Source organism: Paenimyroides ceti (assembly GCF_030409925.1).
The window spans coordinates 1-13,980 of the sequence record NZ_JAUFQU010000096.1 but is presented as its reverse complement, the minus strand read 5'-3'; the positions used below and the strand labels follow the sequence as shown (position 1 = coordinate 13,980).

15 protein-coding genes and 2 pseudogenes are annotated in these 13,980 nt (G+C 30.5%); 4 read left to right on the top strand and 13 right to left on the bottom strand.

The window, feature by feature from the left end:
- Positions 1 to 55: 55 nt before the first annotated feature.
- The 10 genes and pseudogenes from QW060_RS27655 to QW060_RS27610 all read right to left on the bottom strand — a co-directional run bounded on the left by QW060_RS27655 (position 56) and on the right by QW060_RS27610 (position 10,045).
- Positions 56 to 3,162, bottom strand: a pseudogene (locus QW060_RS27655) (type I restriction endonuclease subunit R).
- The gene (locus QW060_RS27650) at positions 3,155 to 4,111 is read right to left on the bottom strand and encodes an AAA family ATPase (protein WP_290365669.1); all 957 of its coding nucleotides are present in this window, start codon (positions 4,109 to 4,111) and stop codon (positions 3,155 to 3,157) included. The pseudogene QW060_RS27655 and the gene QW060_RS27650 overlap by 8 nt, the downstream one beginning before the upstream one ends.
- A 4-nt stretch (positions 4,112 to 4,115) precedes the next feature.
- Complete coding sequence (locus QW060_RS27645; protein WP_290365668.1) at positions 4,116 to 4,349, bottom strand: hypothetical protein; 234 nt, start codon at positions 4,347 to 4,349, stop codon at positions 4,116 to 4,118.
- A 20-nt stretch (positions 4,350 to 4,369) separates the two neighbouring features.
- Positions 4,370 to 5,560 (bottom strand): restriction endonuclease subunit S, encoded by a 1,191-nt coding sequence (locus QW060_RS27640; RefSeq protein ID WP_290365300.1) that lies wholly within the window; start codon positions 5,558 to 5,560, stop codon positions 4,370 to 4,372.
- Positions 5,557 to 7,104 carry a type I restriction-modification system subunit M gene (locus QW060_RS27635; RefSeq protein ID WP_290365299.1) on the bottom strand — a complete coding sequence of 516 codons (1,548 nt, stop codon included), beginning with the start codon at positions 7,102 to 7,104 and terminating at the stop codon, positions 5,557 to 5,559. The genes QW060_RS27640 and QW060_RS27635 overlap by 4 nt, the downstream gene beginning before the upstream one ends.
- Positions 7,105 to 7,175: 71 nt before the next feature.
- Entirely contained in the window at positions 7,176 to 7,574 is a 399-nt protein-coding gene (locus QW060_RS27630) for a hypothetical protein (protein WP_290365298.1), read from the bottom strand.
- Between the two features lie 197 nt (positions 7,575 to 7,771).
- Positions 7,772 to 8,338 (bottom strand): recombinase family protein, encoded by a 567-nt coding sequence (locus tag QW060_RS27625; RefSeq protein WP_290365297.1) that lies wholly within the window; start codon positions 8,336 to 8,338, stop codon positions 7,772 to 7,774.
- Between the two features lie 125 nt (positions 8,339 to 8,463).
- Complete coding sequence (locus QW060_RS27620) at positions 8,464 to 9,027, bottom strand: PIN domain-containing protein (RefSeq protein WP_290365296.1); 564 nt, start codon at positions 9,025 to 9,027, stop codon at positions 8,464 to 8,466.
- A complete protein-coding gene (locus QW060_RS27615; protein WP_090410424.1) occupies positions 9,017 to 9,472 on the bottom strand; it encodes a helix-turn-helix domain-containing protein in 456 nt (151 codons plus the stop codon). The genes QW060_RS27620 and QW060_RS27615 overlap by 11 nt, the downstream gene beginning before the upstream one ends.
- A 117-nt stretch (positions 9,473 to 9,589) precedes the next feature.
- Positions 9,590 to 10,045 carry a hypothetical protein gene (locus QW060_RS27610; RefSeq protein WP_290365295.1) on the bottom strand — a complete coding sequence of 152 codons (456 nt, stop codon included), beginning with the start codon at positions 10,043 to 10,045 and terminating at the stop codon, positions 9,590 to 9,592.
- Between the two features lie 45 nt (positions 10,046 to 10,090).
- Between QW060_RS27610 and QW060_RS27605 the strand changes: the two genes are divergently transcribed.
- The 3 genes from QW060_RS27605 to QW060_RS27600 all read left to right on the top strand — a co-directional run bounded on the left by QW060_RS27605 (position 10,091) and on the right by QW060_RS27600 (position 11,804).
- The gene (locus QW060_RS27605; protein ID WP_317623291.1) at positions 10,091 to 11,119 is read left to right on the top strand and encodes a Y-family DNA polymerase; all 1,029 of its coding nucleotides are present in this window, start codon (positions 10,091 to 10,093) and stop codon (positions 11,117 to 11,119) included.
- A gap of 74 nt (positions 11,120 to 11,193) precedes the next feature.
- The gene (locus QW060_RS28420; RefSeq protein WP_317623281.1) at positions 11,194 to 11,343 is read left to right on the top strand and encodes a DUF4113 domain-containing protein; all 150 of its coding nucleotides are present in this window, start codon (positions 11,194 to 11,196) and stop codon (positions 11,341 to 11,343) included.
- The gene (locus QW060_RS27600) at positions 11,340 to 11,804 is read left to right on the top strand and encodes a LexA family protein (protein WP_125019413.1); all 465 of its coding nucleotides are present in this window, start codon (positions 11,340 to 11,342) and stop codon (positions 11,802 to 11,804) included. The genes QW060_RS28420 and QW060_RS27600 overlap by 4 nt, the downstream gene beginning before the upstream one ends.
- Before the next feature lie 3 nt (positions 11,805 to 11,807).
- On the opposite strand, the gene QW060_RS27595 is transcribed toward QW060_RS27600, so the two are convergent.
- The gene (locus QW060_RS27595) at positions 11,808 to 12,146 is read right to left on the bottom strand and encodes a hypothetical protein (protein ID WP_125019414.1); all 339 of its coding nucleotides are present in this window, start codon (positions 12,144 to 12,146) and stop codon (positions 11,808 to 11,810) included.
- Positions 12,147 to 12,247: 101 nt separating this feature from the next.
- On the opposite strand from QW060_RS27595, the pseudogene QW060_RS27590 reads away from it, so the two are divergent.
- A pseudogene (locus tag QW060_RS27590) lies at positions 12,248 to 13,128 on the top strand (IS982 family transposase).
- A gap of 305 nt (positions 13,129 to 13,433) precedes the next feature.
- On the opposite strand, the gene QW060_RS27585 reads toward QW060_RS27590, so the two are convergent.
- Both QW060_RS27585 and QW060_RS27580 read right to left on the bottom strand, forming a co-directional pair.
- Positions 13,434 to 13,649 carry a hypothetical protein gene (locus QW060_RS27585; RefSeq protein WP_290365667.1) on the bottom strand — a complete coding sequence of 72 codons (216 nt, stop codon included), beginning with the start codon at positions 13,647 to 13,649 and terminating at the stop codon, positions 13,434 to 13,436.
- A 2-nt stretch (positions 13,650 to 13,651) separates the two neighbouring features.
- Complete coding sequence (locus QW060_RS27580; protein ID WP_290365666.1) at positions 13,652 to 13,891, bottom strand: hypothetical protein; 240 nt, start codon at positions 13,889 to 13,891, stop codon at positions 13,652 to 13,654.
- Positions 13,892 to 13,980 lie beyond the last annotated feature (89 nt).

Here is a 13,980-nt window from a genome sequence, read left to right as displayed (position 1 = left end):
AAGTCCGAAAAAGAGAAAATTGTTTAATATTTTTTATTATTAATTTTTTTCTAAATTACAATCTCCCTCCCACTCCTTTAAACTTATCGATAAACGCACTTATCTTATGAAAAACGGTTTGCTTCTTTGTAAGATACTGAGGATTTAGAGGACTAATTTTTGGTAAAATTGTATTTAATTCAGTACCGTTTGAAGTTGCATATTCACGTTTTAATGAAGACTCAATATAACGTTTTGTTGCTTCTTCGTTTAAGTTTTCTTCTTCAATTAATTCTGTTGCTTCTTCCTTTTGTTTTACTTGTGCATATTTAAAGAACGCATCAATAACTGAAGCTTTATCTGGAATTGAATCTAAATCTGTTTCATTAATAAAATCAACCATTAAAGATTCTTTACCTCTATTACCAATACTTGCACGAATTACACGACTTACTTCTTCTACTAATTCAACTTTATCTTTTGTTTTTTTGTTGTGTTCGAAGATTAATTCTAAGATATAATCCAAATTAATTTCCTGCGATTTTAATAAATCAATTTCAAAAACTACGTCATCCCAATCTATTTCAGAATCTTCTGGTTGTTTTCCTTCCTTTTCCTTTCGTAACCAATCACGGATGTCATTATACGTTGATCTATAATCTTGAACTGTACGCTCAGGTAACAAAACGATGTCTTGCATTACTGCAATATCTTCATCAGAAACATGGTACATTTCTTTAAAGTCTTCTACTGCTTCTGAATCATTTATATCAATTGTTTGTAAAGCTTTTAAGCTTGTGAACTCATCATAATTTTGAAGTATATTCTCGACACGAAGATATTCACCAAACAACTTAGTAAACTCTTTTTTATCCTTTTCTTTTTCAATTTGATCAGGATTTGGAAATTTCTCGTTTAGTTCATTTACAACTTCTACAAAACCTCTTCTTGCTTCTCCTGTTGAATTATCTGTAAAACCTTCTAGATATTCCTTGTAACTTTTTTCTAATACAACATTCTTTGTATTGCTATTTCCAAATAAGGTAATTGCATCAACTGTTGCTTGCTCCAAATCACGGAAAGTAACAATATTCCCAAACGTTTTGGTTGCATCAAGGATACGATTCGTACGCGAAAAAGCTTGAATCAATCCGTGAAAACGTAAGTTTTTATCAACAAATAAAGTATTCATTGCCGGAGCATCAAATCCTGTTAGAAACATTCCAACTACAATCAAAAGATCGACTTCTTTATCTTTTACTCGATTAGATAAGTCACGGTAGTAATTTTGAAATGCATCACTATCAACACCATAACTTGTTTTAAACATTTTGTTGTAGTCCTTAATAGCTTTTGTAAGAAATTCTTTCGCCGTACTGTTTAATGCAGAAGGTTCAAAAGATTCATCTAAAATTTCTCCAATAGCTGTTTGTTCTTCATTAGCTGCAAATGAAAAAATGGTTGCTATTTTTAAAGGTCTATCACTGCCGATTTGCTGACGATTTAATTCTTCATAATAGCACTTTGCCGCATCTACACTACTAACGGCAAACATGGCGTTAAATCCTGAATTTCCCCCTTTAGTTCGATGCGTTTTTATGCGATAATTCTGTAAAATATATTTTGATATTTCGCTGATTCGACCAGGATGTAAAAATGCCTTTTTTGTATCTTCAGCATTCAATTTTTTTCATCAACCTCCATTTCAACACCCTTGAATTGAGGTTTAACGTTGTGATAATCAACTTTAAACTTTAATACCTTTTCATCTCTGATGGCATCAGTAATTACATAAGAATGCAATTCTGTTCCGAAAACACTTGCTGTAGTTTCTGCACCCAATGCGTTTGTAGGAAAAATTGGTGTTCCTGTAAATCCAAACTGATAGAATTTTTTGAACTTTTTTTGTAAGTTTTTTTGCGCTTCTCCGAATTGAGAACGGTGCGCTTCATCGAAAATAAAAACTACTTGTTTATGATAAATATCTAAATCTGCATCCCCTTTCATTAAGTTGTTTAACTTCTGAATTGTGGTAACAATGATTTTATTATCACTTTTATCAATGTTTCGTTTTAAGCCAGCAGTACTATCTGATCCATTCACACTATCAGGAGAAAACTTTTGATATTCTTTCATGGTTTGAAAGTCTAAATCCTTTCGATCCACTACAAAAAACACTTTATCAATAAAATCTAATTGAGTGGCCAAACGTGCTGCTTTAAAACTAGTTAACGTTTTACCAGATCCTGTGGTGTGCCAAATGTATCCACCGCTTTCTAATGTAGACCATTTCTTTGTTTGATAAGCACTTTTTATCTTCCATAAAATACGTTCAGTTGCTGCAATCTGATAAGGTCGCATAACCAATAATGTATCTTTTACATCAAAAACAGTATAGGTTAGTAATACATTTAAAATGGTGTTTTTTTGAAAAAAAGTTGCAGTAAAATCCTTTAAATCCTTAATTAATGAATTGTCGGCTTTCGCCCAATTCATTGTGAAATCATAGCTATTTTTGTTGCGTGACACTGTATTGGCAAAATAACGAGTATCTGTACCATTAGAAATTACAAACAGTTGTAAATACTTAAATAACGAATTTGTAGAATTAAAACTCTCTTTAGAATAACGATGTACCTGGTTAAACGCCTCACGAATAGCAACACCACGCTTTTTAAGTTCTACTTGTACCATAGGTATTCCGTTGACTAAAATGGTAACGTCATAACGATTGGCATGTGTACCTGTTTGCTCTACTTGAGATATAACTTGAACCTTGTTACGAGTAACTGATTTTTTATCTACTAAATAAATATTTTGTATACGCCCATCATCAAACACAAAATCGTAAATGTGATTATCGTGTAATTTTCGGGATTTATCGATTAGACTATCGCTTGGTTTATCCAAATACTCTACTAGGAAACGATTCCATTCGTTGTCTGAGAACACGACATTATTCAGTGCCTGCAATTCGGTGCGAACATTCGCCAGCATAGCTTCATTTGATTTTAAATGCGTTGGATTCTCATAACCAAGATTTATTAAATCTTGTATAAATTCTTTTTCAAGAGCTGTTTCTGATTGATACGCCACTGGCGCTTCATTCAGCTCATAGAACTTAGTATATTTATCTAAAACAATATAATTGTTAGTTTCTGCAATGGTGTTGAAATTAGGCATCTTGTAACTGTTGTGTTTGTGGTTGTGCTTCTACTTCAAGAAGTTCATTATATTGTAATTTAAAGTTATGTTTTGTTAATAATGATTTAAAAACTTTTATAAACATATCTTTTTCTATTTCTTGAATTACTCCCATTTCATCACCTGAATGTTTACTATGACTATATAAATTAATCAAGCGAACAGCTATGGGTACATCATTCGTATTAACATACATAGGTATTAAATCTTCCCAATGATTAAAGCCTAAATAAGTAGAGGTTTTTTCTAAAACGTTTCTAAGTAAGTTAAAGTGATACTTGTGTATATTTCTGGTAATAGCCGCTGCATTTAACTCATCTAACAAGAATATATGATAAGAAAAAGGAGAATCGTTTGAGTCATTTAAAAGATATGTCCCATCATTTAGTTTTTGTAGTCTATATCTACCAGTATTTTTCTCACGATTCAATTCATTATACAAAACATTATAAAATAATGGATTATGCGTAGAAACAATGAATTTTACATTTGTCAGCTTAGCTTTCTTAATTAAATTTGATAAATCAACTGCTAGGTCAATTAAATGATTATCATCTAATGAACTCACTGGATCATCGATAAAGATATATTCTAATTCATCGAATTTATCACTTGAACGATCTTCTCTTTCCTCATTTAAAAGATCAATTATGTGCGCAATTAAACTATAGAAAACACACCAAATAAAATTACTTTCCTCTCCCTTTGATATTTTTATGTTTGTATCGCTATTATCTCCACCGGCCAAATAATCAAAGGCAATTTCTGTAAAATCATCATTTATATTTGGGGTTATATATCTGTTAGTGTATTTCTGGAAATTAGTAATAATGTTGCCATGTTGATTCTCATCTTTTAAAAAAGATAATGCTAATTCTGTAAAATTGTTAGGATGTACTAATAATTTACGATTAGTATCTGCCTCCAAGTCATTAAACCAATAAAATAAATCTTCTGTGAATGAATGCATTGTAATACATAAACTTTATTGGAGACTCTGGTGTTTTTTGATCCTTAGGATCTACTACCTCTTTAAATTCACGAGAAAGACGTGTTTTTCCCGTACCATTAAACGCATAAATTAATTGAGTTTTACGAAATTTCTTTCCTTCCTCTTTTGTTGCTCTTATTAATTTTTGTGCTATTTCGGTTAGTGTTTGACTCATAATAGTTAGTAGGCTATTAATTAATTTTTCAAAAAGTTTAGTAACGAGTTTCTATAATATTCGTACTGCTTGTTTCTGAGTTCTATTTCTTTTTCTAATTGCGCTACAATGTTTTTGGTGGCTTCATCGTATTGATCTAATAAACGAACAATGCGTTCTTGTTCTTCAATGGATGGAACAGGTATTAAAAAGTCATTTAATTGCTTTAAATTTAAATTAGGTTGTGCTGACCCTTTCGAGTTTGATTCTATATAACTTTTCATGAGACCCGATTTCAATAAATGAAAGATATACTTTATAACAATTGAATTATTTAATCTTATAATTGCTAATGCTTGATTAGTATTAGCGGGCAGTAATTCTCTCGGTACAATGGCACATTTCCCTATTGTTGCTCCCGCAATAGTAATTAAAATGTCGTTCTCCTGTAATATTGAGCGCTTTAATTCTTTTTGATGTGTATCTTCATCGATAAATGATAATTTTTTCCGAACTATTATAGAGCCATCAAAGGCCTCTGTTTTTATGAAAGATATTCCATTGTTTGTATATCTTTTAGGTGTTGTACCCTTTGTTATTAATTTTGATATACCCTCCAAAGTTTTCCATTCCACATCCTTACTTTCAAATCTAAACAACTGCTCACGGAAGAACTCAAATTGTTTTTTACGGGTTTGGCGTTCCGTTTCTAATTCATTTTTTAATTGGTTCGTTAAAGAAGTTAATTCATCTAAAATGCGAACAATTTCTTGTTGGATTTCAAGGGATTTTTCTGGATTATCAGGGCAAGGGATTGGGATTGGGATATTTAAAATCTTATCTTTTGAAATATTATATGGAACAGCAATTTTATTTGAAATCTCGTACAAAAAATTTTGTTTACTTATTAAAAAGTAGTACAAAAATCTTTTTAGTACTAATTCTTCGTTAATTGGAAATATAGTAAATGCTACATCGTTCGCCCAGAACTTTTCAGTTTGCCATTTTACAAATCCTGCGGTACCGTACTGAGCAATTGTTATTGAATTTTCTTCACGATTATATTCATTTACATATCCCATAAATCCTACCCCTCCAGAGACTACAGGATACTTGCCATTTTCGATTAAATCTTTTTTAGTAACACGAACACCTCTAATCATTGCTGCAACTTCATACAAAGGAATCCATTCTACATTTACTCCTTGTAACAACTCTTCTAATTTGCTCATCCTTCGATTTCTTTTACAAGGTTATCAATTGCGTTACGTAAATCTGTGATGTTTTTAGCCGTAGATTCTAATTCAGAATTTAATACGTTGATATCTATAACTTCGCGTGTATCTAAAGCTTCTACATACGTACTTACCGAAAGGTTATAATCGTTTTCTGCAATTTTTTCATTTTCAATGGTAATAGCAACGTGTTCTTTGAACTCTTTCGAATCAAACAAATCCATAATTTTATCAATATGGGTATCTTCTAACATATTGTTATTAGTTACCTTTTTGTAAAATTCCTCCCCACTGGCATCAATAAACTGCGTTTTGTACTCTGACTTGTGTTTAGATAAAACCAAAATATTTACGCCAATTGAAGTTCCAAAGAATAAATTCCCTGGTAAGCTGATAACTGTTTCAACGAAATTATTATCTACTAAATATTTTCTGATTTTTTGCTCTGCCCCACTACGGTAAAAAATACCAGGAAAACATACAATGGCTGCACGTCCTTTACTTGATAAATAATTCAACGCGTGTAATACAAAAGCAAAATCTGCTTTTGATTTAGGTGCTAAAACTCCAGCCGGTGCAAAACGATCGTCATTAATTAAAGTGGGATCATCAGATCCTACCCAATTAACTGAATACGGAGGATTAGAAACAATCGCATCGAATGGTTTATCGTCAATAAAATGTGGCTCCGTTAAAGTATCTCCTAATTGAATGTTGAATTTATCGTAATTAATGTTGTGCAAAAACATATTCATACGCGCCAAGTTATAAGTGGTATGATTGATTTCTTGACCAAAGAATCCTTCTTCAATAATGTGGTTATCGAAATGTTTTTTCGCCTGTAATAACAATGCACCAGATCCTGCCGCAGGATCATAAATTTTATTTACAGAAGTTTGCTTGTGCATTGCCAATTGCGCAATTAATTTGGAAACGTTTTGAGGAGTAAAAAACTCACCACCCGATTTTCCAGCATTAGCTGCATAGTTCGAGATTAGAAATTCATATGCATCTCCAAACAAATCAATTTGACTTTCTTCGAACTTTCCAAAGTTTAATTCTGAAACTCCATTTAAAATAGATACTAAACGCTTATTTTTTTCCTCAACCGTATTACCTAAGCGTGTACTTGTAGTATCGAAATCTGCAAATAAACCTTTGATGTCTTGTTCAGAATCATAACCATTTGCTGAGTTTTCTATATCTGTAAAAATTGCTTTTAGGTCTGTATTTAAATTATCGTTTTTACCTGCTTTCTCAACCACGTTAATAAACAATTGACTTGGATATATGAAGTATCCTTTTGTTCTAATAGCATCGTCTTTGATTTCCGGTGTAATAATGTCGTTTGCTAATTTTGGATAGTTTACACTTTCGTCACCACCCTCGATATAACTAGTAAAATTCTCACTTATGAAACGATAGAATAAAGTTCCTAACACAAAGTGTTTAAAGTCCCATCCGTCTACTGAGCCACGTACTTCGTTGGCGATTTTCCATATTTTTGCTTGTAGTTCTGCTCTTTGGGCTGTGGTTGTCATTATTTAGTTTTAGTATTTATTTGTTTTAAAGGTATAAAAAGAACATTTTGTTGTTGATTCAAATTATGGATTTATTGTAAATGCTTTCTTGAATTCAAATTATTATCTGACCATAATAGCCCAATAGGTATTTCTTTTATACTTTCTATATTTTCCGCTGTAATTGGGAAAGCATATTTATCTTGAAAAAATATAACTGTTAATGGAGAATAGTCTTCTAAATCATTAAGAACCATTAATTCTAAAATAATGGTATTTTGAGGAAAATTGTCATCGGCATTTTCACGTGGATCCATAACGTAAAATGAATCTCTATTGAAGATACTTTTAGCTTGTTCTTTAATTTCAGCCAAAATCTTATCATTTAATTCTTCACCGGGTGTACCTTCAATTAAAGTATAGTACGTTTTTTGTTGATAGATTTTAGAAATTTCAACTTCAATATTGTTGATTACAATTATGTTTTCCATAATAAAGTTATTTTTGTTAAAAATAGCAATTTAGCATGACATTATACGTCAATTACCCTTTTATGTAATTTTTATAGAAATCATTATATTACTCTACCATGATAGTGATAATCTACTTCGATGTCTAAAAAAAAAATTTTTTTATTTACAATAATACATTTGGTGGGATAATATAATTCATAGAAATATATATATATTTATATATTGCTTTTTTCTACTCTATAAAACGTTGTTTTACTTATTCCAGCTTGTTTACATGCCTTATCAATACTCATTTTTTTATTGTCGTAAAGATGCTTTGCATATTGGTATTTTTCAAGAGTTTCTTTAGAAATACCTTTAGGTCTACCTAAAGTTTCATTGCGTCTCCTTGCTCCTTCTAATCCATGTTTTGTTCTTTCGCTAATAAGATTACGTTCAAATTCTGCAACTGCACTAAAAATTTGAAGTAAAAATTTTCCATTTGCAGATTGGGTATCAAATTCTGGTTCTGTTATGGATTTAAAATGAATCTTCTTTTGATTGAAAGTTTCAATTAGATCCACCATATTTTTAAGTGACCGGAATATGCGATCATTCTTATAAACCAAAATTGTATCACCTGGTCGAGCAAATTCTAAAAGTTCTAATAAACCTTTTCGATCTTCTTTTACTCCACTCGCAATATCAGAAAATATCTTCTCACATTTACGTTGTTTTAGCAGTTCAATTTGATTTTCTAGATTCTGATCTTTTGTAGAAACTCTCGCATATCCTATAATCATAAAAAGTACTATAAAAGGTTATTTTACGAAACTAATAAAAATAACGATAAAAAGCACTAAAGGAAATAAAAAAAAGACTACTAAAAAGTAGTCCTAGAAAACGGTCGATTTTTGGTATAATTAAATTACAAAAGAGCATGTAAATAATCTGCTGTTTGATTTAATCCATTTTTTCTAAAGCTTTCTAATACTTGAAATTCATCCATTGCCGGGTTTTTGCGATTTAATACCAAATCTTTAAAAGCTTGAATGGCTATTTTTGGATTTAAATCTATAATATCCGTTAGAAAATCATCAGCGCAAACTGCCTTCAATCCAAAAGAGTCTAAATAATCATCCGGAAAATCCTTTAAATTATTCGTTACAATAATATTAGCATTTACTTTAATAGCAGCAGCTAATACATGTCTATCATCTTTATCAGGTAAATTTAAATTATCAATTAATCCTTCATAATTTAATACTAAAGCATCGGGAAATGCCAAATTTGCTACGTTAATCCGCTTCTCTGCTTGTGAAGATTCAACTCCCTTTCGAATCATTACAGATTTCCATTCATCAAAAATGATTTTACTCCATTTTGGGGTATATAAATCATAATGAGCAAACCAAAATAATAAATCTCTAATAACGATAGGAAATATTACATTGGTATCAAGAACAGCTTTGTACCTTACACTATGAATCATATAAACCTATTTCGTCATCAAAGTTCATAATATCAATGATATGCTTTTTCTGTTTTTGCTTCATTTCGTTTTTATATTTGATTACATCTTCAAATAGAATACGACGATGTCTTCCAACCATTGTAAAATCAATTTCACCTTGCTCTAAAAGTTTAACTAAATGTGGTCGTGAACAACCCAATATTTCAGCTGCTTTTTGAGTAGTTACTTCCGTTGCAATAGGGACAATAGATATTGGATTTCCTTCACTCATTGACTTTAAAATTTCACTTAAAAGTTTTAAAGCCTTAAAAGGTATTTTAATTCTGTCGTTTGTTTCTTCGATTTCTATTTCAGTATCATCTTGCTTCAATTGTGATAAAATCGAAGAAAGTGCTGAATAAGATTCAATAGCCACTCGTTGTTCTTTCTTAGTGGGTCTTTTTATATAGTCTAATGCTTCCATACTTTAAATTATTTAAACAAATTTAAACGAAATAAACGAAACAAACAAAATAAACGAAAATAAATAATTTTAAACTTCGCCTATTAGTAAATAAATAACTTGCAGAAATTGGTCTTATCAATTAAATTTTCGGGAATAATCTAATATCAAATTAGTAAGATTTTCTTTTATAAAAAAGTACGAGTCCTCTTCTAAAAATCCTAATGGGGCATAATCAATATAACGTTGACGATAATTGTTATACATTTCAAAACTATGTAAAAAGTCTAACTCTGTTTTGCGATCATTTAAATAAGAATTTAAATCAAAATAACTGTCCCGAGTTGGGGAATATGAAAAAGCTAATAATTCTCCAATACCTTCAACAAACCAATTTAATAAATCATTAATTATAAATTGTTCAGGGATTTCAAAAGTATATCCATCCGTATCATAAAAAAGATAAAAATCTGTTTGAAAACGATTATTAAAATCTTCTAAATTTTTCGCTACAATCTCAATGTTAGATATATGCTCAGGTTCTAATGAATTTCCTAAATCTAACGCTAAACAAACGACGTTTCTTGGCATCATAATAATTTAACTTTAGCACGTTTACTAATTTAATAATTTTGTAGGATGTATGCTTTAGTCGATTGTAATAATTTTTACGCAAGCTGTGAAAGGGTGTTTAAACCTCAATTACGGCATAAGCCAATTGTTGTGTTAAGCAACAACGATGGCTGTGTTGTGGCGCGTTCTAACGAAGCAAAAGCACTCGGTATTCCAATGGGAGCACCCGCTTTTGAATACAGAAAGTTATTTCAGGATAATAGTGTAAATGTATTTTCATCAAACTACGCTCTGTATGGCGATATGAGTAACCGTGTAACTCGAATCCTTAGAAAATATACACCTGATTTAGAAGTTTATTCGATAGATGAAAGCTTTTTACAATTCAAGGGATTTGAAAATTATGATTTAGTATCGTATGCAAAAGCGATACGGAAAGAAGTGCTTAAAAACACTTTAATTCCAACGTGTATTGGAATTGCGCCCACAAAAGCATTAACTAAAGTGGCCAATAGGATAGCTAAAAAATATCCGCAATTAGAAGGTGTATATGCTATAGATTCCGAAGAAAAACGGATTAAAGCTTTGCGATGGTTAGCTATTGAAGATGTATGGGGTATTGGTAGACAATTTGCTAAAAAATTAAAGGCAAAAGGAGTAAATAAAGCATTAGATTTTACAAATCTTCCTGATGAATATGTCCGAAAGGAACTTACTGTAGTTGGTTTACGACTAAAAAAGGAATTAGAAGGCATATCTGCTATGGAACTTGAAGATGTAAAAACAAAAAAGAATATTGCTACGACAAGATCTTTTGATAAAACGTATGAAGATAAAACCTATCTACAAGAGCGCATTGCTACTTTTGCAACCACCTGTGCTGAAAAATTACGCAACCAACATTCTACTTGTAGAATAGTTACTGTTTTTATTTTTACCAATAGATTTCAAACAGATAAACCACAATATTACCAATCAATCAATGTAACTATCCCCTTCCCTACTAATTCATCTATTGAGATTATTAAATATGCAAAAATTGGATTAGATGCTATTTATAAAAAGGGTATGCCTATAAAAAAGCGGGTGTTATAGTTGGTGGAATAACACCCGAAAGTGAAAAACAATTCAATTTATTCGAAGACGAGCACCCAAAGCATCGAAAACTGATGAATGTTATGGATCAAATGAATTTTAAATATGGAGTTAAAAAATTAAAAATTGGTTCTCAAGCATTAGATAAAACATGGAAAATGAGACAAGATTTATTAAGTCCTAACTATACAACAAATTGGAATGATATACTTACCATACAATGATAACATTTAAAAAAGCACCTTATTTTGGAACTGAATTAGAAAACCTAACCATCCATGCAGAAGGAGAAAAAAAGTATGTACAAGTATGTGGTGGAGTTTGTGCTGGATTCCCATCTCCTGCAGAAGATTTTTTAAGTGATCGCATCAGTTTAGACGAACGTTATCTGTCTAAAGTAGAAAGTACATTTGTAAATCGTGTGAAAGGATTATCAATGTATCCAGAGTATTTAGAAAACGATATTATCATCATACGTTCCGACTATTACCCTACGGATGGAGATGATATAGTTGTGTCTATTAATAGTTCAGAATATACATTAAAACGATACGATAAAGCGAATAATCGCTTAGTGGCTTTGAATAGTGATTATGCAAAAAGTGTAACTATTGATGAAAGCGACGAAGTCGTGATACTTGGAGTAGTTGATGCTGTGATCAGAGATAAAAGAAAAAGAAAATAAATTTTATTCATTTGAACCAAAAAAGAAATCTAAAGCACCTTGTTTTTCTTCTGGACTAAAAATCTCATCATTCACGTTATATTTTAGAACACAATTTATAATAAATTTCCTATCTTTCAATATTTCGCCTTTCATACTTTTATAATCTGATTGGTTTAAAATACCATTAAGATTAGTATTTGTTTTTAAATAAGTTATAAGTTTTGGAGATTGCAAAAACTCAATCATATCACTGCTGATATCCGTCCAATTATTTTTTAATTCTAGATCTAAATCAGTAATACTATTTAAATAGTTATAAATCTTATTTGCAGCTATTAATTGTTCCCCAGTTATCTCCATGAAGTGACTTTTTATATTATATACCCGTAGTGCATTATAAAAAAAGTTGCTCAAAACACTAACAATTAGTATATTGTATTGACTTACAACCAGATACAGTTATGAGTAACTTAGAAGCAAGTTACAAATTAATTTTAATCGAATTACGTAAAATAGCAGAATTTGAAAATATGTATTTCAAGCCAATAAAGCCAAAGCTATCTGATATAGAATTGATTAGCTTAATGATTTTGGCGGAATTCAAATCGATTGATTCTGAACATCAACTTTTTAGAGACATAAAAGGTTTTGAAATTGCATCCAGAATTGAGCGAAGCGTTTATAACAGAAGAAAAAGAAAACTATATCCATTTATGGAAGAAATCAGAATGAAAATGGTTGAAAAATTTAATGAGTTTGAAACCTTTTTTGTAGTAGATAGTATGCCGTTGGAGGTTTGTAAAATTTCACGCTCATCACGTAGTAAAATTTGTAAAGAAACAGATTACGCTATTCCAAATAAAGGATTTTGAGCCTCTCAAAACTTACATTTTACGGGTATAAATTACATGCTGTTTGTTCAATTAATGGTGTTTTTCAGAGCTTTGATTTATCTCCTGCTTCGGTTCATGATATTCATTATTTACAAGATATTAAATTGCAACTATCCGATTGTGTGATACTTGCCGATAAGGGCTATCTTTCTAGCACTATACAGCTAGACTTATTTAATGAGGTAAATATACAATTGGAAACGCCAAAAAGAAAAAATCAGAAAGACTACAAACCACAATTTTATCAATTTAAAAAGTTTAGAAAACGTATAGAAACCTTGTTCTCACAATTGTGTGATCAGTTTATGATTAGACGTAATTATGCTAAATCTTTTAAAGGTTTTAAAACAAGGATTCTTTCCAAAATAACCACCTTAACCACTATACAATATTTAAACAGGTTCGTGTTTGGTAGAAACATCAATAATCTGAAAATTAATTTAACTTAATAATGCACTACGGGTTAAAGTAATAAAGTTATAATTTGGATACTACCTGTAAACCTTTAGGAACTAAATAATAGACCTGAGTGTATGAAAACATTTTTAGTAACAAAATTTACAGAATGCTCTAATATTAATAAATGAATCAGACATAAAATCAATCCCTTTCTGAGTATTCAGGAGTTTTAAATGAACTTTCTCGAATAAATTTTGTTTTATATTTTAGTGGAGAAAAAAACTAAACTCTAAAAACAAAATTATTTCTAGAGTTTAAGTATGTTTAATCTTAAGACGAACTAAAGAATGTCTTATTATAAGTAATCCATTACTTCTAAAATATTCTTATAAACCAAATCTAATTCTTCAGATGTAATACAATAAGGTGGAACGAGATACATTACGTTTCCTAACGGACGCATAATAATTCCCCTTTTCAGAAATTCATTATATGAAATTTTACCTATTTCATTAAAATAAGAAGTTTGTTTATCATTTTTAATTTCCCAAGCTAAAATAGTTCCGATCAATCTTACATTTTCAATTTTGGATGTTGTTGTAATGTTTTGGAAAAATTTAAATGCTTCTCGTATATTAATTTAATATGAGTCAAAGTATCTTCTTTCAATAATAACTCCATACTTGCCAAAGCCGCGGTACAAGCTAACGGATTTGCAGTAAAAGAATGTCCATGAAATAAGGTTTTGTATTTATCATCCGACAAAAAAGCTTCGAAAATTTCATTGGAGGAAGTAGTAATTCCCATAGGCATTGTTCCTCCAGTTAATCCTTTTGAAAAACACAAAATATCTGGTTTTCAGAAAGTAATTGGCAGCAAATAGTTTCCTGTTCTCCCAAATC

What these genes read in the sequence shown, in the direction of transcription:
- QW060_RS27640 (WP_290365300.1), bottom strand. Translation starts at nt 5,560, where the DNA reads ATGAGCAAATTAGAAGAGTTGTTACAAGGAGTAAATGTAGAATGGATT.
- QW060_RS27635 (WP_290365299.1), bottom strand. Translation starts at nt 7,104, where the DNA reads ATGACAACCACAGCCCAAAGAGCAGAACTACAAGCAAAAATATGGAAA.
- QW060_RS27625 (WP_290365297.1), bottom strand. Translation starts at nt 8,338, where the DNA reads ATGATTATAGGATATGCGAGAGTTTCTACAAAAGATCAGAATCTAGAA.
- QW060_RS27615 (WP_090410424.1), bottom strand. Translation starts at nt 9,472, where the DNA reads ATGGAAGCATTAGACTATATAAAAAGACCCACTAAGAAAGAACAACGA.
- QW060_RS27610 (WP_290365295.1), bottom strand. Translation starts at nt 10,045, where the DNA reads ATGATGCCAAGAAACGTCGTTTGTTTAGCGTTAGATTTAGGAAATTCA.
- QW060_RS28420 (WP_317623281.1), top strand. Translation starts at nt 11,194, where the DNA reads ATGAATGTTATGGATCAAATGAATTTTAAATATGGAGTTAAAAAATTA.
- QW060_RS27630 (WP_290365298.1), bottom strand. Translation starts at nt 7,574, where the DNA reads ATGGAAAACATAATTGTAATCAACAATATTGAAGTTGAAATTTCTAAA.
- QW060_RS27580 (WP_290365666.1), bottom strand. Translation starts at nt 13,891, where the DNA reads ATGCCTATGGGAATTACTACTTCCTCCAATGAAATTTTCGAAGCTTTT.
- QW060_RS27645 (WP_290365668.1), bottom strand. Translation starts at nt 4,349, where the DNA reads ATGAGTCAAACACTAACCGAAATAGCACAAAAATTAATAAGAGCAACA.
- QW060_RS27600 (WP_125019413.1), top strand. Translation starts at nt 11,340, where the DNA reads ATGATAACATTTAAAAAAGCACCTTATTTTGGAACTGAATTAGAAAAC.
- QW060_RS27620 (WP_290365296.1), bottom strand. Translation starts at nt 9,027, where the DNA reads ATGATTCATAGTGTAAGGTACAAAGCTGTTCTTGATACCAATGTAATA.
- QW060_RS27605 (WP_317623291.1), top strand. Translation starts at nt 10,091, where the DNA reads ATGTATGCTTTAGTCGATTGTAATAATTTTTACGCAAGCTGTGAAAGG.
- QW060_RS27595 (WP_125019414.1), bottom strand. Translation starts at nt 12,146, where the DNA reads ATGGAGATAACTGGGGAACAATTAATAGCTGCAAATAAGATTTATAAC.